Below are 22560 nucleotides of genomic sequence, written 5' to 3' on the forward strand. Positions count from 1 at the left end.
GTTTCTGGATGGCAATAAAATCCGACAGACGAGGTGTGGTGAAGCGAATCCCTTTTATCTGGTCGATTTTGCTGTGGAAGTTCGCTACAGTGAGGCCACAGATCACAGACCCGATAGAATACGATGAGCATTTTTCAACTGGCGCCGGAACTTCAACGTGACTGCATAGAATTAGCAGACTGGCCTTTATGTAAGCTATTGTTATTGAATGATAGTCAATACCCTTGGTTTGTACTGGTACCGCGCGTATCGGGCATGCGAGAGATCATTGACCTGACGACAGAGCAGCAACTGCAGTTTTGGCAGGAATCAGCCAAACTAAGCCGCTTAATTAAAGATGTGTTTAACCCGCATAAATTGAATGTAGCTGCACTGGGCAATATGGTGCCTCAGTTGCACGTGCATCATATTGCGCGTTTTGAGCACGATGCTGCCTGGCCAAAACCGGTATGGGGTGTTTTACCTGCGGTGCCATACAGCGAACAACAGATTAGCGAAATAAAAAAGGCGCTCGAAGTGAGCGCCTGATCCGGTAGATGTGTGGTGTTAGGACTATAGTCCTAACACTGCTTTGCCTTGCTTAAAAGTCACATCGACCGGAATATTGGCAGCTGCCAGCTTATCGAGATCCGCTTGCAGTTCAGCCTTAATGTCACCATGAGTGGCCAGCAATTGATCGACCTTCTGATAATCACCATCACCCTGCAGGGTCAGGATCAAATTAGATAGTTTTTCCATTGCAGCACCCATTTTGGCCATATCGACCTGATACAGACCATCGGCGTTTTTCGAAAATGCCCCTTCCTGCTTAAAGAAGTTAAAGCGGATCATGTTCGCTTTACCATGGGCGCTGGAGGCACCAAAGCGGACAGAGCGGAAAATACCCGCCATAAAGGTCACATAATAATCTTCCAGTGTCCCTTCGCTGATTTCGCCTTTTTTCAATAGCTGCTCAACCATGTAGAGGCCCAGAATATCGGCTTTGCCTTCTTCCAGTGCACTGGCATGTTCCTGAAGTGACTGACGAACAGTCCCTTTACCAGTAATGGTGTTTTTAATACCCAGACCATGGGCAACTTCATGGAACATAGTATTGGCAAAGAATGCATCGAAGGTAATGTGTTTACGCTGCTCCGGCACTATCAGCTGGTCTGCAATAGGCACCAGGATTTTGTCGAATTTGGCTTGCATGGCATTTTTCAGCTGCAGGCGACGCGTGCCTTTTTGCAACTGTACTTCTTCATCGTTTGGCAAATTGATAGCAATAGTTTTGCTGCCCGCATTAGAGTGGCCGGCGTAGTAAATCACATCGTACGCATTAAGATCGGCATCTGAGCCAGGCACCTCTTGCTTATATTTCGCATCAACCGGTAGCCCTTGTTGCAGTTCGGGCAGGAATGCAGCAAATTTTGCCAGACGTTCGCTCCAGGCCATGTCTTTGACCAGGACATAAGACTCAAATGCTGTGCGATAGCCAAACAGCTGATCTTCGTAAGTTTCGATTGGACCAATCACCACGTCGATGGGGTTATTTTTCATATCCATCCAGGCGAAGTCTGAACTCTGGTAGCTGTTGTTGACCAGTGCATCCGCTCTGAGATTCAGATATTTGGAAAACTGTTTATCGACTGCTAACTTACTGGCATCGCGTAGTAGCTGAGCCGCAGTATCCAGCTCTGTCTGATAAGCTTCTGAGTAAGCTACGCTATAAAGCTGACCCTGTGCGTCACGTTTGATCAGAGAATACAAACCGGCTTTATCTTTCACATCAGCCTGATTTAACTCGCCTTTGCTGATATCGCTTGGGTAGAATTGAGCACCGGGCGCTTTGTCTGCAAAGCCCTCCAGGAAGACCTTGTCGCCATTAAGACGATCCCAGGGGCCGTAGTTAATGTCGGCGAACTGGCGCACTTTCGGATCTTTGATATTTGCCAGAAACTCGGCTTTGTTCATGCCGAAGGCTTGCTGCCAGAACAGGTCGTCCATGATTTTCGAGGCTTCGATCAACAGGCCCAGCATTTTTTTCTGGTTATCAGTGAGGTGCGAGAGATCGCTATTAAGCGTAACTTCAGTATAGATATCCAGTCGGGCAGGCGACAAGTCTTTCAGCTGATATCCGGTGTCTGAGTTATTTGCCTGTGGCTGAGCCTCGGTACTTGATGGTTTTTGTGGCTCAGAACATGCACTGAGCATAACGCCACAAGCCAGCATGATGGCTGTGGGTAACATTGCGCGTTTCATCATTTTTCCTTCATTGAGGGTGTGTCGGACTGTCTTCTACGGCGCCACAACACACGAGCATAAGTGGCGCATAGATTGTCCGTATTATTATGTCGGGTGTATACATTACATGAATTCTGCGCAACTTGCTGCCTTCATAATATAAAGTCAGGGAATATTTTATCTCAGGTGATTGGTTGGATGTGTGTCGCATGTCACGAATAATTTTTATACTTTCCTTAACTTACTCTTTAAGTTAGACAATACTAATAGCATGAACAGCACATTGTCTGGCGCAAAAGACAGATGCTGCGCACCAGAGGCCAATAAATTCGAGGATTGAACCAATATGTCTACTGAAAATGCCTTGTTGACGATTCTGATTGATAAAATAAATAACGATACCCTGGTTTTGCCTACCCTGCCCGAAATTGCCGTTCGGGTCCGTCAGGCTGCGGATGACCCGGAAGTTAATCTTATGCAAATGGCAGAGGTGATCTCCCATGATCCGGCGCTGGCTGCACGTATGATTAAAGTCGCGAACAGTGCATTTTTAGGTCGTACTGTGAAGGTGAATACGCTTAATCAGGCGGTCACTCGCATTGGCTTGCGACAGGTAAAGAATGTGGCGACGGCTATGGCGATGGAGCAGTTGTTTGTGTCGCAGAACAAACTGATCAAAACCTACATGGACAAAGCCTGGCAAAAAACCCTGAAAGTGGCCTGCCAGGCAATCACCACAATGGATTTTTATCTGCGGGTTAACAAACATACATCGCTAAACAAAGACACCATCACGTTGGCTTCTTTGGTCTTTAACATTGGTGTGTTGCCTATCTTGACAGAAGCAGAGCACCACCCGGAAGTCTTTGCGAACCCAAGCTTTCTGGCACATGCAATTCAAAAGCTCGGTGGCCGAATTGGTGGTGCTATTATGCGTGAGTGGGGCTTTACTGAAGAGTTTGTTGAGGTGGCTGAAAGTTGGGCCAATCCAAACTATAAACCTGGACATGTATGCTATGTGGACTTTATCCGAGTTGGCGCTATTGTTGAGGGGATATTGCAGGTATCCGACAAAGCGGCGGCATTACATGTGTATGAGGAAAAAGGTGTGCTGGGATCAGTCGACATGTTTTACGACGATGAATATCAGGATATGTTGAACGACATCAAGGCGGCCTTTTCATAGCCGCGATAGGTGAGCAGGGCAGGAGGCTGTCGCATCCTGCCTTCTTTTACAGGTCTTCCTGGTCACCCAGGCCTTGGGACAACTCTTCCAGCAGCTCTTTGATTTCTTCAGACACCAAAATAAAGTCGGCGTCTAATTTGACTGCCATATCTTCTTTAGGAATATCCGCATTTTGCTCTTTTAATGTATCGCTGAAGCTTAAGCGCTTGAGGGAGCCATCATTTTGTAGGGTAAACTGAACACGCTCACGCCAGTCCATGCCCAGCTTTGTCACGCGCTTACCGTGTTCCAGATGAAGTTTAATTTCATCACTGGACAGGTCATGCTTTTTCAGTTTTACTTGTGCGCCATTGTCATCGGCCTCTTGAAGCTCGGCGTCGGAGCCGATCGCAAAGCCCTCAGGTACTGCAAACTGAGTCAGCCAGTCAGTCAGGAACAGATCCAGATCGTAATTGGCGAATGCCGGAACAATGGGCAGAGTACCCAGAGATTTACGTAGCAGGGCCGTCAACTCTTCCGCTTTATTAAAGCTACCACTGTTGACGATTAACCAGCCGTTTTTCTGGTCAATAAAGGCAAACTGCAAACTGGATTTTTTGAATGCCTGAGGTAACAGTGTCGCAGTGATGTTCTCTTTAATTTCGTCTTTTTCTTTTTTCTTGACCGGGCGATTCTCTTCTTGCTCGATCGACTCGATTTTCTCAGCGACCATTTCATTGATGACGGAAGCGGGCAGTACTTTTTCTTCTCGTTTTGCACAAACCAAAATACAGTGCTGAGAGAAATGACTCAATGTCTGGCCATGTTTGCCCAGTGCTTTGGTCCAGCCAAAAGTGCTCATGTCCTGGCTACCACACGGACGAAATACGTCGTGCTCCAGTGCCGCTTCAAAGTCTTCCTGAGCGTAGGAGACGTCTTGTTTAAATCGGTAACAGATAAGATTGCTAAACCACATAGAACAGGTTCCGAAGAGTAAAATCGACCCGCATCATAGCAAACCGACACGCCCTCGGGCAAAGGCTCTTGGCAGATAATTTGCCGTGCCGGTTTACGTGGATATTAACTGAACATCGCGACGCTCTTTTGTAGCTCTTTTGGGAAGCGAATATAGTAGGTCAGGCCGTTGCCTTCTTCGGAATTGACTTCAATGTCTCCATTGAGCGTCTGCTTCACCAGATTGAAAGTGATGTGAGTGCCTAAACCACTGCCGCCTTGTTCTCGCTTGGTGGTAAAGAAAGGGTCGAAGAGTTTCTCCAGTTGTGCTTTGCTGACACCTTTACCATTGTCTTTGTAAACAATAAACACGTCGTTGTTTTCTTCTCTGATCTCAATGTCGATGGTGCCCTGAGCGATACCTTCGAAACCATGGATCAGTGAATTCATGATCAGGTTGGTGAAAATCTGACTGATAGCACCAGCCGGGAGGTGCAGAGTAAGCTCTTCCGGACAATCAACGTTAACGATGTGGGCGGTTTTCTTGAGTTTGGGATGTAAAGAGCGGATCACCTCGCCCAGATACTGTTTAAAATTAATGGTGCGAACGGCTTCACTGGCCTGATCAACGGCAATCTGCTTAAAGCTGGCCACCAGCTCTGAGGCCCTGTCGAGGTTAGTTGTGAGCAGGCTGGTGCTTTGCTTGGCTTCATTGATAAATTCTTCCAGCGCTTTGGGCGATAAGGTTTTATCCCGATAGGCTGACTCAAGGCGCTCTAAGCGTTCCTGTAAGAATGATGTTGCGGTTACCCCAATTCCAACGGGGGTATTTATATCGTGGGTAATACCAGCCACGAGGCCACCCAGCGCAGCCATTTTCTCTGAGCCGACCAGTCGCTCTTGTGCCATATTGAGCTCATCAACATATTTCTCCAGCTCTTTTTGCTTGGTGAGTAACTCTTCTTCGGTTTGGCGTCTCAGATCAATCTCTTCGGTGAGCGTAAGTTTTTGTTTTTCCAGCTCATACTTTTGTTGCTGCAGATCCATCATTGCCTGGGACAAGTTTGACGTTTTACGCGCTACTTCCTGCTCCAGCTGGATGTTGTGCTGGTCCAGTTTTTCGTTACTGATCAAAAGCTCTTTCTGGGCCTGATCCAGTTTTTTGCGGTAATCAGCAATTCGGTCAATGAGTTTGTTAAAGGCTTCTTCCATGACCTTGAGCTCGTTGCGCTCCGTGGTATCTATATCAATTTTATGGCCATCAACATTATCTATTTCAAAGTCATCAATTTGCTCAGTCAGATCGGTCAGTGGTTCGGTAAGCAACTTTCTGAATGCAAGTAAAAACAAGATGATCAAAAAGGTGGTCTTGACCATGGCATTCCCGATCAAAAAATAAATGGATATCATAATGCGGCTGAATACCACTTCCCGACTCGAAAACAAGGTGACGTCACCTACCTGAGTAGCGCGCCCGGAAAACTCAAAAATCAGAGGAAAGGTGTAACCAAATAAACCTGACGGGGTGTCTTCAATCAATGCTTCTTCTTGCACTAATTGCTGGCTGTATAACTCATGGATATTCAATGAGCGGCCCAGTTGGGAAATTATTTCACCGCTGTCATCACGCACTATGATCCCTTCGATCATCGGGATCGCCAATAAACCTTCAGCGGTCGTGACGGTTTGTTTGGTGTTGAGCTCCCATATCGCCCGAGTCAGACTGCGACTAAAGGTTTTTTGCAGCATGGTTAACTCGTTGCGAATATAGTCCTTGGTATTGACATACTCAGCGACCACCTGTCCACAGGTAACGACGAAGGTAAGCAAAAAGTAAACCGACAAGACGTTTGTGAGCAGCTTCTTTGACAGACTTTTTTGCAGCATGAAGTGTTCTTTGCTCCTAACAACGGGTTTGTGCGCGTTTAATACACTTAAAGTTAGCCAATAAAGTGCTAAAAATAAATATTAATCTCAATCTGATATCGCAAGGAATTTGTTCCTCTGCCACTTACTGGACGAGGATTATTATGTTATAAGTTTAATCACAACAATAACCTTTATCCCAGATCAGAACAATAAAGATTATTTGACAATTCACCCTATGAGCTACTCTGTATTAGTTTGTGACGATTCAGTCGTTGCCCGCAAACAAGTGATCCGCTGTCTAAGCGGTATGCTGGATGCCGATATTTGTCAGGCCACTAACGGACGCGAAGCACTCGATGTGCTGGCGACACGCCACATCGATTTAGTCTGTCTTGACCTGACCATGCCTGAAATGGATGGTATTGCGGTGCTGGAGGCCATTAAACGGCAGGTGATAGAAACCTATGTGGTGGTTATTTCTGCTGATATTCAAGGTGAAATGAAGGCGCGGGTGGCCAAACTGGGTGCACTCGAATTTTTAGAAAAACCGATTAAACCGGAAGCCTTGCAGGCAACCCTTAGTCGCTTCGGGATCCGCTAACCTCCGCTCATTTGTAAACATTTAATGTATTTGTTTACACTCGTCTGTTCGCTTACTACATCAGTGTCCGACTCATTCCAACATAGATTTTGCACATTGCTGTTCACAACTTGAGTTTTTTGCATAGATTTTTACTCCGCAAATTAGATTTTTGTGCTTGACAGTTTATTGAATGTTCAGGCAGTCTAAAGTCTATGAAAAAGATTATTAACACCACGACCATTATTACCACCACCATCCTAACGGGATAGTGGCATAGGTCGGTGCGTTTTAGAAAAGGCCTGTGCTCACTTCGAGCACAGGCCTTTTTTGTTTTTGGAATGAGGAAAATAAACATGCAAGTATTGAAGTTTGGTGGGTCGTCCCTGGCCGACTACGCCTGTCTGCAACGGGTACGGGAGCTGATCCTGACTCAGGGTAACAACGAGGCCTTAGTGGTTCTATCTGCACCAGGTGGTGTAACGGATAAGTTGGTCGAGTTGTGTGAGCTGGCACGCCAAGGGTCAGATTACAATCTACAATGGGATGCCCTGACAGAGCGTCTGGATGGATTGAAAGTACAGGTTGAAACTGAATTCAATCAAGTGACTCAATGGCCAGATTTTGCTGCGCTGGCTGACAAGCTAGCTGGTGTCAAGCTGCTCAAACAGTGCCCCGATGCGATTCAGGCTTATGTGATCAGTTTTGGTGAACGGGTGAGTGTTGCGCTAATGGTGGCTATGCTTGGCACGGACAAAGCCTGCTATCTTGAGGCGACAGACTGCATTGTAACCAACGATGTTTATCTGGATGCTGAAGCCTTGCTGGACGATAGCCGCGCGTGCTTTGCGGCGCAGCTCAAAGCGCGTCCTGCAAACTTCTATATTATGCCCGGTTTTACAGGCAGTAACAGTTCAGGAGAACTGACGACATTAGGGCGCAACGGTTCCGACTATTCAGCCGCAATTGCTGCCGCCTGTATTCAGGCGAGTGTCTGCCAAATCTGGACTGATGTAGATGGGGTATATAGTGCAGACCCGCGACTGATTAAAAAAGCCACTAAGGTTGATCGTTTGTCTTACAAAGAAGCCATGGAACTGTCGTATTTTGGCGCCAAAGTCTTGCATCCGAAAACGATTTTACCTTGTGCTAAGGCGGGCGTACCTTGTGAGATTAAAAATACTCATGCCCCCGAGTTACCAGGCTCAGTAATAGCGGCACAAGGTGACGGTGACGAACCCGTTAAAGCTCTGTCCAGCTTAGATAGACTGGCTATGCTGACTGTCTCTGGTCCGGGCATGAAAGGTAAAGTGGGGATGGCTGCCAGGGTGTTTTCGGCACTGGCCAAAGACAATGTCTCAATTGTATTGATCACTCAGTCTTCCTGTGAATTTAGCATCAGCTTTTGTGTTCATGAGCAAGACTTGTCGTTGGCGTTGCAGGCGCTACAAAGTGCCTTTGAACTGGAGATGCAGGCGCAACTGATTGAGCCGATAGAAGTACGCCGCTCGTTGGCGATTGTCACCCTGGTGGGCGATAACATGAAGTCACATAAAGGGTTGGCTGCGAAGTTTTTTGCCTCACTGGCACAGGCCCAGGTGAATATTGTGGCAATTGCTCAGGACTCAACTGAAAGTGCTATTTCAGCCGTGATCCAGGGGGAGTTGTGTCAGGATGCGGTTAAAGTATGCCATGAAAACTTCTTTACTCATGTACCGTCCATCGATGTGTTTTTGCTGGGCTGCGGCCTGGTGGGCACTGAGCTCATTGCACAACTGCAGCGCCAGCAAACCTGGCTTGCAGAGCGCAACATTAAACTGAACCTCTACGGCGTGGCCAATTCAAAGCACTGTTATCTGAATGAGCAGGGCGTTCCTTTTGATAGTTGGCAACAAGCACTGGCGGATGCCGAGCAGGGCTTTGAGCTGGCCAGCCTGGAAGCGTTTGTACGCCGTAATCATTTGATCAACCCTGTAATCGTAGATTGTAGTTCGTCTCAGCAATTGGCCGACCAGTATCACGATTTTCTTGCGGCCGGGTTCCATGTTGTGGCGGCGAACAAAAAAGCCAACACCAGTGACTACAGTTACTATCAGGCATTGCAGCAGGTGGCACAGCAGAAGGGTCGACGCTTTTTATATGAAACGAATGTGGGGGCCGGTTTACCGGTACTGGACAATCTGCAACTACTCTTCGGCGCAGGCGATGAATTGCTGTCTTTCAGTGGCATTCTGTCGGGTTCTCTGTCCTACATTTTCGGTGAACTGGAGGACGGCCTGAGTCTGTCCGAAGCCACTGCCAAAGCAAAACAAAGCGGTTTTACTGAGCCGGATCCGCGAGATGACCTGTCAGGCACGGACGTGGCGCGCAAGCTGCTTATTATTGCCCGTGAGTCCGGATTGGCGCTGGAGCTGTCAGATATCGAAGTTGAGCCCGTGGTACCCGTTGACTTTGCAGCAGGTAGCTCGGCCGATGAGTTTATGACGAGATTACATGAGCAGGATGGAGCATTTGCGGATCGTATTGACAGTGCTGCTAGTGACGGAAAAGTACTGCGTTATGTTGGCACGATTGAGGGTGGGCGCTGCCGGGTTGGCATTGAGGCGGTCGATAAAGCGCACGCGTTATCAGACATTCGTGACGGGGAAAACGCCCTTGCAATACTGAGCCAGTATTATCAGCCAAAACCTTTTGTGATCCGGGGTTATGGTGCCGGGGCTGAAGTCACAGCTGCTGGCGTATTTGCCGATATTTTAAAGACTCTGACGCGCTAGGAGAGGGTTATGAAACGATTTTTTGCACCGGCATCTATTGGTAACTTTTGCGTCGGTTTTGATTCTTTAGGTGCCGCGATTGCACCGCTTGATGGGACTTTACTGGGGGATGTGGTTAGCGCAGAAGCTGCTGAACAAGACTGTTTTGAATGTGTCGGGCCCTACGCAACTAAGCTCCCGTCGGCAGCTAAGGAAAATCTGGCTTATCAGTGCCTGGTACACTTTAGAGCGCATGTCGCTGCAGATATGCCCAGTGTTAAGCTGACATTAGAAAAGCGCTTACCTATAGGGTCCGGCTTGGGTTCCAGTGCCTGCTCTGTGGTAGCGACATTTGCAGCTCTGGATGCGTTTGCACAGACCCACTTGTCTCAAACGCAGATGATTGAGTTGATGGCTGATTTTGAGGGGAAGGTCAGCGGTGCGCGTCATTACGACAATATCACTCCCTGTTATCTGGGAGGATTGCAGTTAACTGCTGAACTGGTACCAGACAGAGCCCTGAGTTTGCCTGTTGATGACCGCTGGCGACTGGTGGTGGCTTACCCAGGGTTCGCTTTGAATACTGCTGCGGCCAGAGCCGTTTTGCCGTCGCAACTGGCCTCTCATGATGCGGTGGAGTTTGCCCAGCGTTTGAGTACCTTTACTTTACTGATGGCACAGCACAGGTTTGATGCCGCGCTCGCTTTGATGCGCGATGATATAGCTGAGCCTCATCGGGCACCTTTGATTAAAGGGTATGCCGAGGCGAAGTTGAGTTTGCCAGAACTGGGCGCACTCACTGTGAGCATTTCTGGAGCCGGGCCTACCCTGTTTGCTTTGTGTGCAAATGAGCAGGACGCGCAACGCTGTCAGTTATGGTTGCAACAACATTATTTGAATGAACATGGCTTCAGCCATATTTGCCGAATAGACCCACAAGGTACAAGAGAAATAAAGGACGGAGAGTAGGATGAAACTGGTAAACTTAAAAGACGATACTCAGGTGGTATCCTTTATCGAAGCGGTTAAAACGGGTTTGGGTCGAAATCAGGGGGTATTCTTCCCTACTGAATTGACGCCCCTGGATGACATCGATGACTTGCTGGCGCAGCCGTTTGCACAACGCAGTGCGGCTCTGTTGAAGCACCTGATAGGAGATGAATTACCGCTGGATACATTGCAAAGTATGTGCGAGCAGGCATTTGATTTTCCTGCCCGCTTGGTTCAAGTTGAAGAAAATAAATACTGTCTGGAGCTCTTTCACGGCCCGACGCTGGCGTTTAAGGACTTTGGCGGTCGCTTTATGGCACAGTGCATTGGCGCCTTCAGTCAGGGGGAGCGGGTGACAATTTTGACTGCAACCAGCGGCGATACAGGCGCTGCGGTAGCTCACGCTTTTTATCAAATGCCCAATGTCGACGTGGTGATCCTCTATCCACAGGGCAAGATTTCTCTGGCACAGCAAAAGCTGTTCACCACCTTGGGTGAGAATATCCATTGTTATGCGGTAGAGGGCAGTTTTGATGATTGTCAGGCATTAGTAAAACAAGCCTTTCTGGATGATGAGCTTAAACAAGCTTTAGGTTTGAACTCAGCTAATTCAATTAATATTAGCCGTTTACTGGCGCAGGTATGCTACTACTTTGAAGCATTTGCCCAACTTACATCGGCTCAGCGAGACAAGGTTCATGTTTCTGTGCCCAGCGGTAATTTCGGCAACGTGTGTGCTGCAATGATTGCCGCTGCTTTGGGTTTGCCAGTCAGGCGCCTGAGTGCAACGACTAATCAAAATGATACCGTACCACGATATATTGCGTCAGGTCAGTGGCAGCCCAACGCTACTTTAGAGTCCATCTCTAACGCAATGGATGTGAGTAAACCTAATAATTGGCCTCGTGTAGAATCGATGTTAGATCATGGACACTTTCCTAAAGATGAGTTTTATTCACGTTCGGTGTCTGAAGAGAGAACGCAGGAAGTGATGCGTCAGGTTGCTAAAGCCGGATATGTGACAGAACCTCATACAGCCATCGCTTACGAAGGGCTCACTCTTGATGGCCAGCCCGATGAGACGGGGATTTTTCTGGCGACAGCACACCCTGCGAAATTTAGGGAGACAGTGGAAGCTGTGCTGGGTCAGGCGATTGAAATGCCAGAGGCGCTGGCGAGTGCCCTTGAGAAGCCCTGCCTGGCAGAGCCTTTGCCGGCCGATTATGGCGCTTTAAAAGATGCTGTGCTGGCACGTCTGACGCGTTGATGAACACCCAGCTCCCCTATTTGATGGCGGTCAAGCCGTCTGTAGGGGAGTTTTCATAGATTTCAATTTAAAATGTATGTTTGATTTTTAATAAAAAATATAAATGTTTAAATAAAAAAATATCATCCCCCAAACACTGTGAAATAAATTCAATCCTTGATTAAATAGGCTCACGCCGATTTCATAGGCAAATGGCCGCAATTTGCGTACAATCAAGCCTTCAAAAACCAATCTTACGTGTACCTAGGAGACACCATGTTAGAACGTAACATGAATATTGCAGATTTTGACCCTGAACTATTTCAAGCGATCCAGTCGGAAACGACTCGTCAGGAAGAGCACATTGAGCTTATCGCGTCTGAAAACTACTGTAGCCCACGCGTACTAGAGGCTCAGGGGTCGCAGTTAACAAACAAATATGCTGAAGGTTATCCGGGTAAGCGTTATTACGGTGGCTGTGAGCACGTTGACGTGGTTGAGCAACTGGCGATTGACCGTGCATGTGAGCTGTTCGGCTGTGATTATGCAAACGTTCAGCCACACGCGGGCTCTCAGGCAAATGCCGCGGTATTCCAAGCGCTGCTTCAGCCGCATGATACCGTGTTGGGTATGAGTCTGGCACATGGTGGTCACCTGACACATGGTTCACACGTGAACTTCTCTGGTAAAACTTACAATGCGGTTCAGTATGGCCTGAACGAAGAGACTGGCGAAATCGACTACGCACAGGTTGAAGCGCTGGCGCTGGAGCACAAGCCGAAAATGATCATCGGTGGTTTCTCTGCCTACTCAGGTATTGTTGACTGGGCTAAATTCCGTGAAATCGCAGACAAAGTGGGTGCTTACCTGCTGGTTGATATGGCACACGTTGCGGGTCTGGTTGCGGCTGGTATCTACCCAAGCCCAATCCAACATGCGCATGTTGTTACGACAACGACACACAAAACACTGGCAGGCCCTCGTGGTGGTTTGATCCTGTCAGCATGTGGTGATGCGGATATCTATAAAAAACTGAACAGTGCAGTATTCCCGGGTGGTCAGGGTGGTCCATTGTGTCACGTGATTGCAGCAAAAGCTGTTGCATTCAAAGAAGCTTTGCAGGATGACTTCAAAGCATACCAGACACAAGTGGTAAAAAATGCACAGGCAATGGTTGCTGTACTTCAGGCGCGTGGCTACAAAGTTGTTTCAGGTAAGACTGACAACCACTTGTTCTTGCTTGATCTGATCGACAAAGACATCACAGGTAAAGACGCGGATGCGGCGCTTGGCCGTGCGAACATCACTGTGAACAAAAACTCTGTACCAAACGACCCTCGTTCTCCGTTTGTGACGTCTGGTCTGCGTATTGGTTCACCGGCTATCACACGTCGCGGCTTTAAAGAAGCAGAAGCGGGTGAACTGGCTGGCTGGATCTGTGATGTACTGGACAACATCGAAGATGAAGCAGTTCAGGCACAGGTGAAAGAAAAAGTAAAAGCGATTTGCGCTAAGTTGCCTGTATACGCGTAAGCAATAGCGCGCGACGTTATACACAAGAGGGCTGCCATTCTGGCAGCCTTTTTTTATGTGCACCAATGGCCACTATCTTGGTATACTGGCAACAATTGACCCAAGCTGTGTTGTAACCTTGCCAGCGCAGATTGGGCGTTTGTCAGTTTTTCATAGTGAGTGTTTATGCACTGTCCTTTTTGTACGGCAAAAGAAACCAAAGTGATAGATTCACGGTTAGTTGGCTCGGGTCACCAGGTACGCAGGCGGCGTGAGTGTATTTTATGTCACGAGCGTTTTACCACGTTTGAAGGGGCCGAGTTGGTGATGCCCAGAGTGATCAAGCAAGATGGCTCCAGAGAACCATTTAATGAAGATAAACTGCAAAATGGTTTGCATCGAGCGCTTGAAAAGCGCCCGGTGAGCACTGAGCAGATAGAAGAAGTCGTTCATCAAATAAAATCTCAATTGCGTGCTACCGGTGAGCGAGAAGTGCCCAGTCAGCTGGTGGGTGAATGTATTATGGAAGCGCTCAAAAAACTCGATAAAGTGGCCTACGTACGTTTCGCTTCGGTGTATCGTTGCTTTGAAGATGTGAAAGAGTTTGGTGAAGAAATTGCCAGACTGGGGGATGAATGAGTTTTACACAAGCCGATCGTACTTTTATGGCACGCGCCATTGAGTTGGCTAAACAGGGCTGTTTTACGACCACACCTAACCCCAATGTCGGCTGTGTGATAGTTAATAACGGCGAAATTGTCGGTGAAGGGTTTCACTTGCGTGCCGGTGAGCCACATGCGGAAGTGCATGCTCTGCGAGAGGCTGCCGAGCAGGCTCAGGGCGCGACGGCCTACGTAACACTTGAACCCTGCAGTCACTATGGCCGTACACCACCATGTGCAAAAGGCCTGATCGAAGCCGGCGTTAGTAAAGTCATCGCTGCGATGGTCGATCCCAACCCAGAAGTTGCGGGGCGAGGACTTGCGATGCTCAATGAGGCGGGGATAGAAACAGCTTCGGGACTACTTGAACAACAGGCGCGGGCACTTAACAAAGGTTTCTTAAAGCGGATGGAGCAAGGCCTGCCTTATGTCATCTGTAAGCTGGCTGCGAGTCTGGATGGCAAAACGGCCCTGGGTAATGGCGAGAGTAAATGGATCACAGGACCCGCGGCGCGACGCGATGTGCAGCTGGGGCGGGCGCAAAGTTGCGCAATATTGACGGGCGCTGATACAGTACTGATGGATGATGCTCGGCTCAATGTCCGCGCAGAAGAGCTGACCGATATCAAGCGACCTGTTGAGCAATGGCGTCAACCCGTTCGGGTGATTATTGACTCACAAAACCGTCTTCACCCGGAACTGGCTCTGTTTAAAATACCCGCGCCAGTCGTTATTTTACGTTCAGACCTTGATAATCAGCACAACTGGCCACATTTCGTAGAGCAAATTAAGATTAAGACCTGTGCCGGTAAAATTGACCTGCACGCGGCGTTGGCGTCTCTGGCCGAACGGAATATTAATCAGGTCTGGCTTGAGGGCGGCGCGACCTTAGCCGGGGCTATGCATCAGCAGGGTCTGATTGATGAATACTTAATTTATCTGGCACCTAAAATTATCGGTACAGACGGTAAAGACTTATTTAACAGTGCACCTTTACAGGCAATGAGCCAGGTCACAGAGTTAACGCTCACAGAGATGACGCCGATAGGTACGGATATCCGCATAACGGCACATAAAAAAGGTAAGTAAGGCATTATGTTTACAGGCATCATTGAAGCAACAGGCACATTAACAGCGCTGACCCTTAAGCAGGGAGACCTGAGTGTTCGGGTTACCAGCACCACCTTGAATATGGATGATGTGCAGCTGGGTGACAGCATCGCCACTAATGGTGTGTGTCTGACCGTTGTTGAAAAATTCGCTGACGGTTTTCGTGCCGATGTATCAAATGAAACGCTCAAGTTGACTCGCTTTGGTGAGTACCGGGTTGGCCAGCTCGTTAATCTGGAAAAAGCCTTGCAACCGATCTCACGGCTTGGTGGCCACTTAGTATCCGGCCACGTTGATGGCATTGCAGAAGTGGTGGCCGTTAAGCCGAATGCGCGTGCTACAGAATACTGGCTCAAAGCGCCAGCGCAATTAATGAAATACATTCCGTACAAAGGCTCAGTGGCGATTGATGGGATCAGTCTGACAGTCAATGAGTTGGATGAAGACAAATTCAAACTGACAATAGTGCCACACACAGCACAAGAGACCACCATCGCTGACTTTAAGGTGGGGACATTACTCAACCTGGAAGTAGACCAGATAGCGCGCTATCTCGAAAGGCTGGTCCAAGGTGTACCGGCCGATACGGAGCAATCAACTCTCACAACCAGCTTGTTGGCCAAAGCTGGCTTTATTAAATAACTTGCCAATAACGCACTTACTAACGGGAAGATTATGAGCTTAAACAGCGCACAAGAAATCATCGATGACATTAAAGCCGGTAAAATGGTGATTCTGATGGACGATGAAGACCGGGAAAATGAAGGCGATCTGATCATTGCGGCAGAGCATATCACGCCAGAAGCAATTAATTTTATGGCGACCTATGGCCGCGGCCTGATCTGTTTGACGATGACGCAAGAGCGCTGTCAGCAGTTAGACTTGCCCCTGATGGTTAAAAATAACGGCGCCCAGTTCTCAACCAATTTCACTATGTCGATTGAGGCCGCTAAAGGCGTGACCACAGGTATCTCGGCAGCAGATCGTGCCCGTACAGTGCAGGCGGCTGTTGCTAAAGGTGCGGTACCAGAAGACATAGTGCAGCCTGGCCATATTTTCCCGATCATGGCACAGCCTGGTGGCGTGTTAACCCGCGCTGGCCATACGGAAGCAGGTTGTGACTTGGCGCGCCTGGCGGGTCTTGAACCATCCTCAGTGATTGTTGAGATCCTTAACCCGGATGGCACAATGGCCAGACGTCCCGAACTGGAAGTGTTTGCTAAAGAGCACGATATCAAAATTGGCACCATCGCCGATTTAATCGAATATCGTAACCTCAATGAAACGACGATTGAAAAAGTCGCAGAATGTAAGCTGCCTACCGAATATGGTGAGTTTAAATTGGTGACATATAAAGACACCATAGATAATCAGCTGCACTACGCATTATTAAAAGGTGAAGTGAGTGCCGATGAGGCAACTTTAGTGCGAGTTCACCTGCAAAGCACGTTCAATGATACCTTGTTATCCGACCGCAGTGCAGACCGCAGCTGGACGCTACATGGAGCAATGAAATACATTGCCGACAACAATGGCGTCTTGGTTATTCTGGGCAAACAAGAGAAAACAGAGGACCTGGAGCAATTGGTGAAGGCGTTTGCGGCGGAGGATGCCGGTGAGAAGCCTAACTACCGTAAGTTTCAGGGGACATCCAGAACAGTGGGAGTGGGCTCGCAAATTCTTGCCGATCTGGGGATCAGCAAAATGCGCCTGATGAGCTTGCCGAAAAAATACCATGCCTTGTCTGGCTTCCATCTGGAAGTTGTCGATTACGTCGAACCTCAATAATTTACTCATAGCACAACGAGCGCCTGACGGGGATTTCCCTGTAGGCGTTTCGTCTTTTTCTATGCTATTATGCGCCTCAATTTGGCAATTGCTTATACTAGATTAGGAATCATCTAATGAAAATCATCGAAGGTAATAAATACGCACCGGGCAAGAAATTTGCCATTGTCATCTCTCGTTTTAACGACTTTATTGGTAGCAGCCTGTTAGAAGGCGCAGTTGATGAGTTAAAACGTACAGGTGGCGTAAAGGACGAGGACATCACTGTTGTGTATGTACCGGGTGCAGTAGAATTACCTTTAGCGGCTAAGCGTGTTGCAATGAAAAAAGAACACGATGCCATCATTGCATTAGGTGTCATCATTCGTGGCGGTACACCTCATTTCGACCTGGTTGCAAATGAGTCAAACAAAGGCCTGGCGAGCGTGTCTATGGACTACGATATCCCGGTTGCCTTTGGTGTGTTAACCACGGAAAGTATTGAGCAGGCCATCGAGCGCGCGGGAACCAAAATGGGTAACAAGGGTGGCGAAGCTGCACTTGGTGCACTGGAAATGGTGAACGTGCTAGAGCAAATTTAAGAGGAATCTCAGTGAAACCAGCAGCTAGACGTAAGGCGCGTGTCCTTGCCCTTCAGGCAGTATATTCTTGGCAGCTAAGTGGCAACCCCATTGCTGATATCGAGCAGCAAATGCTGATCGAAAACGACGTTTCAAAGGTTGATGTAGAGTACTTCAAAGATCTGGCACGTGGTGTTGCAGTAAACTGCAAACAGCTAGATGAGTTGATGACGCCGCATTTGTCTCGTCCATTTGATGACCTGGATATGGTTGAAAAAGCTGTATTACGCGTCAGCATTTACGAGTTAAAATTCCGCGAAGACGTCCCTTACAAAGTCGCCATTAACGAAGGGATTGAGCTGGCGAAAATGTTTGGTGCTGAAGACAGTCACAAATTTGTCAACGGCGTACTGGACAAAGCGGTTAAGATAATCCGCAAGTAATCGAGACCGTGAGGAGAGCCGGCATGGGCCGGCTTTTTTAATGTATGAAGGAATTTGAGTTAATCAATCATTACTTCAAGGGGCGCGGCATTGCGCGTCGTGATGTAAAGGTTGGCATTGGTGATGATTGTGCCATAGTGACGGTTCCTGACAAGCACCAACTTGCCATTACCACAGACACCCTGGTTGCCGGTGTACACTTTTTCGAAGACATTCCACCCAGAGCATTAGGTCATCGTGCCTTGGCCGTTAATCTCAGCGATCTTGCCGCTATGGGCGCAGAGCCAACGTGGATCTCCATTGGCTTAACTCTGCCTGAGGTCGATATGGATTGGCTGGAAGCGTTTACCGAGGGTATGCATGAAATTGCAGAGTATTACAATGTTCAGCTGATAGGTGGGGACACAACTCAGGGCCCGCTGACCATCACTATCTGTGCCAAAGGGATCATTCCAAATGACAAAGCACTGACGCGCTCTGGCGCTAAAGTGGGTGACTGGATTTATGTTACGGGAGAGCTGGGTGATGCCGCTTTGGCAATTGAAGCCCGTAAGCGTCAGCTACCGCTAGAAGCAACTCAGTTAAAGCGCCTTGAAGAAAAGTTACATTTCCCAACCCCGAGAGTAGCGGCTGGACAAGTGTTGCGGGGCATGGCAACTGCCTGCATCGATATTTCAGATGGCTTGCTAGCTGATTTGCAGCACATATTGAACAAGTCAGGAGTCGGCGCTTTGGTCAATATTGAAGATGTACCAATGTCACCTACTCTGCAGCAATTAGAGCCTGTATCTTTGCGTCATGAACTGGGGCTGGCGTATGGCGATGACTATGAACTGTTGTTTACCGTGAATGACAGCAATAAAGGCGCCGTCGAGGCGCGTCTTCGTCAGTATGGTGTAGAGCCTGTATGCATCGGTCAGGTTACCGCGTCGGTCGGCAAACTAGAGTTGCTGCAAGCGGGGGAAAAATGCCCATTACCGCGTAGCGGTTATCAACACTTTTAATTAGGAGCAGGTTTGAATAAGCCGTTATCATTCAACCTCAAACGCCCACATCATTTTCTAGCGCTGGGGTTTGGTTTAGGGTTAGCACCTAAAGCCCCCGGTACTTTTGGTACTTTAGCAGCACTGCCATTTATTCTGCTGACAATGGGGCAGCCATTATGGATGCAGATCACTTTAGCCGTTTTGCTCAGTCTGGCGGGGTTTTGGATCTGTGGCAAGACTGCTCGTGATGTCGGCGTACATGATCACCCAGCAATCGTGTGGGATGAAGTCGCCGGGTTTTATATCACTATGATTGGGGCCGCAATTAGCTGGCAGTCGCTGCTGGTTGGTTTTTTATTATTTCGCTTTTTTGATATTGCAAAGCCAGGTCCAATTCGAATACTGGATAGAAAGCTGCATGGTGGCCTGGGAATAATGGCAGATGACCTGCTTGCCGGGATTTTTTCATTGATTTGTTTGCAAGCTTTGTTTAAAACAGGTGTCCTGGGCGGCTAATTTAATTACGGGTACGAAGAGGGAGCCTATGCGATTTATACTTCTACTGTTGCTATGCATATTCACCACAGGTGTGAATGCGGCAATTAATGATTATGTTGTTAAACAGTGGAGTATGCAAAATGGCCTACCATCGCAAAGTATCAAGAGTGTGGTTCAGGACCAGCAAGGTTATATCTGGCTTGGTACACAGTTTGGACTAAGTCGATTTGACGGCTTACAGTTCAGTAACTACACAACGCAAAATAGTGAGTTTCTGGATAGCAATGCGGTTAATAAGCTCTTTGTTGACCGCTTTGGTATGCTATGGATTGGCACCCGTAGAGGGGTAACCCGATTAAATCCGCAAACCCTTACAACCGAGCGTTTCGAAGTCCAGGGTGAAGTCAGAGATATTCTCGAAGATCATCATGGTAATATCTGGGTTGCAGCAAATGGCTTATATTATGTGTCAGCTAAACGCCTGACCTTAGCTGAAAATAACCTCGACAGTAAAAAACTCTCCCTGACACACATCAGTCAAATTGTCGGCTCTGTAACAAAAATGACCTCATCCCCGCAGGGTATTTGGTTGGTTAACGAACGCCATTTGTTGCGGATCAGTGAGTCCCAGTCTATGGGCTCCAATGACATGCGGCTGGAGCTATCCAGCAAAATATCACTGCCACGTCAGCTGGCACAAACCAATATTCATGATCTGGCATGGATTGACGGTAAGCTTTTTCTCGCTTCTCAGTTGGGAGCATATTTTCTCGACTTTGATGAGGTGCTCAGGCGCTACGACGAAATAGGTAACAACGCGACCTATAAGTTTTTGAGCGATCAGCAAGGAGGTATGTGGGTATCTACCTATGGCCGGCTGTTGTACAAAGAAAGTGGTGGTCAATGGCAATATGTTGAATTGGCGCAGCTGGACCAGGGAATTTGGTTTACCGACATTTTTATTGATGATGACGGCAATGTGTGGATGGCCAGTATTAACGAAGGTCTGTGGCTGGCACATGCCGGGCGGGTAGAGCGCTTCTCTGTCGGCCCACAGCGGGAGCAGGCGATTTCTGCTATCACACAAGATTTGCAAGGGAATGTTTGGGTTGCTACCCGAGAGGGGGTTGGCCGACTTGATAGCAATGATAATTACGAACCTGTGATCAGTGCATCTCAGCTCAATGGGGTGGAAATTCACGACATGGAGTTCATCGGCGAGCGCTTGTTTCTGGGGACTGGCCGTGGCGTGGTTATTTATGAAGATGACAAACTGCTTGCTATCCCTAATCGTGAGTTTCGCCAGACTCAGGTCTTTACTCTGACACCTTCCAATCAGGGCGGGTTGTGGCTGGGTACCGGACGGGGTCTTTACCGGTTAGATTACAGTGGTCTGACACCTTTTACTTACAATGCCTTTCTGGGCAGCCAGTTTATTACCTATGTTGTAGATTTTCCGCGTTTTGGATTTATCGGCACGGATAAGGGCGCCTATAAATACAATGAACGTGGCATAGAAAAAATAGGTGGACAGACATCGCTTGAATCTGCCTATGTCACCAGTATCTTGCATGTTGAAGGCAGTGCAACCCTGGTCGGTACGTTTTACGATGGATTGTATTATCGCAGCCAGGATGGGGACTGGCATCAGCTTGATGCATCCCACGGGTTACCTTACGGGCCGATCTTATCGTTGCACTTTGACAAGTCGCAGGAGCTGGTTTGGGTCAGCACCATGAAAGGCGTGTATCGCATGCCGATTGCACAGTTCCGTGAGCCCGTGCAAAACCTGCAGGTAGAGCAGGTCATTAACCCCTTTGATCGGCAATTGGATGGTGTACCGAGTCAATGTTGTACGGGATTAGGTCATGATGCCGTTGTTGAGCAGGATGATTATCTTTTGTATCCCAGCTTGCAGGGCATCGTGCGCATCCCTAAAAAAGTACAGTTATTCAGCGCCGCAGAGCTGGCTCCTAAGTTTGAAAGTATTGTCACTGCCACACGTAATCTGACACCAGACAGGCTGCAAGGCCCGGTTGAGCTGGACACCAGTGAACGGGACCTGACCATTCGCTACACGGCCATCGATTTTTATGCGCCGCAAAGCATTGAGTTCCGCTACAAGCTGGAAGGTCACGATGCCCAGTGGCGCGATGCGCAATCCCGGCGTGAAGCCATTTATACCAACCTGCCGCCTGGTGATTTTACCTTCTTACTACAGGTAAAGCGGCGTGGCCAGGACTGGCAGCAGGCACATAACTTGTCGCTTAACCTTCAATTGCCACAGCGTTTTGATGAAACCGTATTTTTCCGCTTAATCATCACCTGCGGCTTTATGTTTTTGTTTTATCTTGTGTTCTGGGTATTTCGTACTCAGGAGCGACGCAAGCAAGCCGCGCTGGAAGCCCTGGTTGCTGAACGTACGACAGAGCTTAGAAAAGCCAATGATAAACTCAATCAGGTCAACACTCAGCTAAAGTTGGTCAGCCACTCAGATGAACTGACAGGTTTACGAAGTCGCCGCTTTTTGTTTGATCAACTCCCGAAGGATATTGAGCACTATCAGCGTAATGCGCAGTCTTTGCGGCAGCAGGATAAAAGTCTGGTACTGATGATCCTCAATATTGATAGTTTCAGTAAAATCAACGATGCCTACGGCCCAATTGGTGGTGACAGCTGTTTACAGCAACTGGCAACTTTGCTCAATACCCGTACTCAGGGATCAGATTATGTCGCGCGCTGGAGTGGTGATGAGTTCTTACTGCTTTTGAGGGACTTCAAATGTTCTGAAGTTGAACGGTATGTCAGCGAGCTATGTAAAGCGATTGCTCAGTTTGATTTTAAGTTGCCCAACGGAAAATCTCTGAATCTGAGCGTGTCGGTAGGCTGGTCCTTTTATCCTCTGCCGTTACTTGGGGGGCAGGTAATTGGTTGGGAAGCCTCTGTTAACCTCGCTGATATCGCGTTACACGAAGTGAAACAACGGGGCGGGGATGGCGCAGCCACCATTACATTTGATGAACAGCTTGATGCGTTTGAATTTGAGCAAAGTCAAAATGTTGAATCTCAGTTGCAGCTGTTACAGTCTAATGGTCTGGCAGAAGTGAAGGTCTGGATGCGTTAGTCGTTGTGACAGTAGAGGCCAATGTTCGGTGTTGAGACAAGCGCTGAGTTTAATTGAAGGCTAATATTGAGTAATTATCAATGGATATTATAAATTT

Annotated in this window: 19 protein-coding genes; 16 read left to right on the forward strand and 3 right to left on the reverse strand. The window is 48.1% G+C overall.

The features are described 5' to 3' along the window. Positions 1–123: 123 nt before the first annotated feature. The gene (locus tag ACXAH1_RS18285; protein ID WP_253048438.1) at positions 124–528 is read left to right on the forward strand and encodes an HIT domain-containing protein; all 405 of its coding nucleotides are present in this window, start codon (positions 124–126) and stop codon (positions 526–528) included. A gap of 24 nt (positions 529–552) precedes the next feature. On the opposite strand, the gene ACXAH1_RS18290 is transcribed toward ACXAH1_RS18285, so the two are convergent. Then, on the reverse strand, positions 553–2241 hold the full coding sequence (locus tag ACXAH1_RS18290; protein ID WP_475198765.1) for a dipeptidyl-peptidase 3 family protein: 1689 nt from the start codon (positions 2239–2241) through the stop codon (positions 553–555). A gap of 328 nt (positions 2242–2569) precedes the next feature. Here ACXAH1_RS18290 and ACXAH1_RS18295 point away from each other — a divergent pair, with 328 nt between their 5' ends. Continuing rightward, positions 2570–3409 carry an HDOD domain-containing protein gene (locus tag ACXAH1_RS18295; RefSeq protein WP_054015464.1) on the forward strand — a complete coding sequence of 280 codons (840 nt, stop codon included), beginning with the start codon at positions 2570–2572 and terminating at the stop codon, positions 3407–3409. Positions 3410–3455: 46 nt separating this feature from the next. Here the strand turns inward: ACXAH1_RS18295 and rdgC are convergent, their stop codons facing one another. After that, positions 3456–4364 (reverse strand): recombination-associated protein RdgC, encoded by a 909-nt coding sequence (gene rdgC, locus ACXAH1_RS18300; protein WP_475198634.1) that lies wholly within the window; start codon positions 4362–4364, stop codon positions 3456–3458. 104 nt (positions 4365–4468) lie between these two features. After that, complete coding sequence (locus ACXAH1_RS18305; RefSeq protein ID WP_138550092.1) at positions 4469–6229, reverse strand: sensor histidine kinase; 1761 nt, start codon at positions 6227–6229, stop codon at positions 4469–4471. A 217-nt stretch (positions 6230–6446) separates the two neighbouring features. Between ACXAH1_RS18305 and ACXAH1_RS18310 the strand changes: the two genes are divergently transcribed. The 14 genes from ACXAH1_RS18310 (at position 6447) to ACXAH1_RS18375 (ending at position 22463) form a co-directional block, all read left to right on the forward strand. Further along, entirely contained in the window at positions 6447–6812 is a 366-nt protein-coding gene (locus tag ACXAH1_RS18310) for a response regulator (protein WP_475198635.1), read from the forward strand. A gap of 335 nt (positions 6813–7147) precedes the next feature. Beyond that, a complete protein-coding gene (gene thrA, locus ACXAH1_RS18315; RefSeq protein WP_475198636.1) occupies positions 7148–9565 on the forward strand; it encodes a bifunctional aspartate kinase/homoserine dehydrogenase I in 2418 nt (805 codons plus the stop codon). A 9-nt stretch (positions 9566–9574) separates the two neighbouring features. Beyond that, entirely contained in the window at positions 9575–10513 is a 939-nt protein-coding gene (gene thrB, locus ACXAH1_RS18320) for a homoserine kinase (protein ID WP_475198637.1), read from the forward strand. Position 10514: 1 nt separating this feature from the next. After that, a complete protein-coding gene (thrC, locus tag ACXAH1_RS18325; RefSeq protein WP_475198638.1) occupies positions 10515–11801 on the forward strand; it encodes a threonine synthase in 1287 nt (428 codons plus the stop codon). Positions 11802–12056: 255 nt separating this feature from the next. Next, positions 12057–13313, forward strand: a complete 1257-nt coding sequence (gene glyA / locus ACXAH1_RS18330) for a serine hydroxymethyltransferase (protein ID WP_475198639.1) — start codon at positions 12057–12059, stop codon at positions 13311–13313. A gap of 165 nt (positions 13314–13478) precedes the next feature. After that, positions 13479–13931: a transcriptional regulator NrdR gene (gene nrdR, locus ACXAH1_RS18335; protein ID WP_010382799.1), complete on the forward strand. Its 453-nt coding sequence runs from the start codon at positions 13479–13481 to the stop codon at positions 13929–13931. Further along, entirely contained in the window at positions 13928–15043 is a 1116-nt protein-coding gene (ribD, locus tag ACXAH1_RS18340; protein WP_475198640.1) for a bifunctional diaminohydroxyphosphoribosylaminopyrimidine deaminase/5-amino-6-(5-phosphoribosylamino)uracil reductase RibD, read from the forward strand. The genes nrdR and ribD overlap by 4 nt, the downstream gene beginning before the upstream one ends. A 6-nt stretch (positions 15044–15049) precedes the next feature. After that, positions 15050–15706, forward strand: coding sequence for a riboflavin synthase (locus ACXAH1_RS18345; RefSeq protein ID WP_475198641.1), 657 nt, complete (start codon positions 15050–15052; stop codon positions 15704–15706). 33 nt (positions 15707–15739) lie between these two features. Further along, positions 15740–16852, forward strand: coding sequence for a bifunctional 3,4-dihydroxy-2-butanone-4-phosphate synthase/GTP cyclohydrolase II (gene ribBA / locus ACXAH1_RS18350; RefSeq protein WP_475198642.1), 1113 nt, complete (start codon positions 15740–15742; stop codon positions 16850–16852). A gap of 116 nt (positions 16853–16968) precedes the next feature. Beyond that, positions 16969–17433, forward strand: a complete 465-nt coding sequence (ribH, locus tag ACXAH1_RS18355) for a 6,7-dimethyl-8-ribityllumazine synthase (protein WP_054015454.1) — start codon at positions 16969–16971, stop codon at positions 17431–17433. Between the two features lie 11 nt (positions 17434–17444). Then, positions 17445–17855: a transcription antitermination factor NusB gene (nusB, locus tag ACXAH1_RS18360; RefSeq protein WP_010382792.1), complete on the forward strand. Its 411-nt coding sequence runs from the start codon at positions 17445–17447 to the stop codon at positions 17853–17855. A gap of 44 nt (positions 17856–17899) precedes the next feature. Further along, entirely contained in the window at positions 17900–18859 is a 960-nt protein-coding gene (gene thiL / locus ACXAH1_RS18365) for a thiamine-phosphate kinase (protein ID WP_475198643.1), read from the forward strand. 12 nt (positions 18860–18871) lie between these two features. After that, positions 18872–19357 (forward strand): phosphatidylglycerophosphatase A family protein, encoded by a 486-nt coding sequence (locus ACXAH1_RS18370; RefSeq protein WP_475198644.1) that lies wholly within the window; start codon positions 18872–18874, stop codon positions 19355–19357. 28 nt (positions 19358–19385) lie between these two features. Then, positions 19386–22463, forward strand: coding sequence for a diguanylate cyclase domain-containing protein (locus ACXAH1_RS18375; RefSeq protein WP_475198645.1), 3078 nt, complete (start codon positions 19386–19388; stop codon positions 22461–22463). Positions 22464–22560 lie beyond the last annotated feature (97 nt).

The sequence above is a fragment of the Pseudoalteromonas sp. AWH4_217 genome (assembly GCF_056161105.1).

Bases quoted from the DNA above. Each gene is read 5' to 3' on its own strand.
- ACXAH1_RS18285 (WP_253048438.1), top strand. From the start codon at position 124: ATGAGCATTTTTCAACTGGCGCCGGAACTTCAACGTGACTGCATAGAA.
- ribBA (WP_475198642.1), top strand. From the start codon at position 15,740: ATGAGCTTAAACAGCGCACAAGAAATCATCGATGACATTAAAGCCGGT.
- thrC (WP_475198638.1), top strand. From the start codon at position 10,515: ATGAAACTGGTAAACTTAAAAGACGATACTCAGGTGGTATCCTTTATC.
- ribH (WP_054015454.1), top strand. From the start codon at position 16,969: ATGAAAATCATCGAAGGTAATAAATACGCACCGGGCAAGAAATTTGCC.
- glyA (WP_475198639.1), top strand. From the start codon at position 12,057: ATGTTAGAACGTAACATGAATATTGCAGATTTTGACCCTGAACTATTT.
- ACXAH1_RS18310 (WP_475198635.1), top strand. From the start codon at position 6,447: ATGAGCTACTCTGTATTAGTTTGTGACGATTCAGTCGTTGCCCGCAAA.
- rdgC (WP_475198634.1), bottom strand. From the start codon at position 4,364: ATGTGGTTTAGCAATCTTATCTGTTACCGATTTAAACAAGACGTCTCC.
- ACXAH1_RS18375 (WP_475198645.1), top strand. From the start codon at position 19,386: ATGCGATTTATACTTCTACTGTTGCTATGCATATTCACCACAGGTGTG.
- ACXAH1_RS18290 (WP_475198765.1), bottom strand. From the start codon at position 2,241: ATGAAACGCGCAATGTTACCCACAGCCATCATGCTGGCTTGTGGCGTT.
- thiL (WP_475198643.1), top strand. From the start codon at position 17,900: ATGAAGGAATTTGAGTTAATCAATCATTACTTCAAGGGGCGCGGCATT.
- ACXAH1_RS18345 (WP_475198641.1), top strand. From the start codon at position 15,050: ATGTTTACAGGCATCATTGAAGCAACAGGCACATTAACAGCGCTGACC.
- ACXAH1_RS18295 (WP_054015464.1), top strand. From the start codon at position 2,570: ATGTCTACTGAAAATGCCTTGTTGACGATTCTGATTGATAAAATAAAT.
- ribD (WP_475198640.1), top strand. From the start codon at position 13,928: ATGAGTTTTACACAAGCCGATCGTACTTTTATGGCACGCGCCATTGAG.
- ACXAH1_RS18305 (WP_138550092.1), bottom strand. From the start codon at position 6,229: ATGCTGCAAAAAAGTCTGTCAAAGAAGCTGCTCACAAACGTCTTGTCG.
- thrA (WP_475198636.1), top strand. From the start codon at position 7,148: ATGCAAGTATTGAAGTTTGGTGGGTCGTCCCTGGCCGACTACGCCTGT.
- nrdR (WP_010382799.1), top strand. From the start codon at position 13,479: ATGCACTGTCCTTTTTGTACGGCAAAAGAAACCAAAGTGATAGATTCA.
- thrB (WP_475198637.1), top strand. From the start codon at position 9,575: ATGAAACGATTTTTTGCACCGGCATCTATTGGTAACTTTTGCGTCGGT.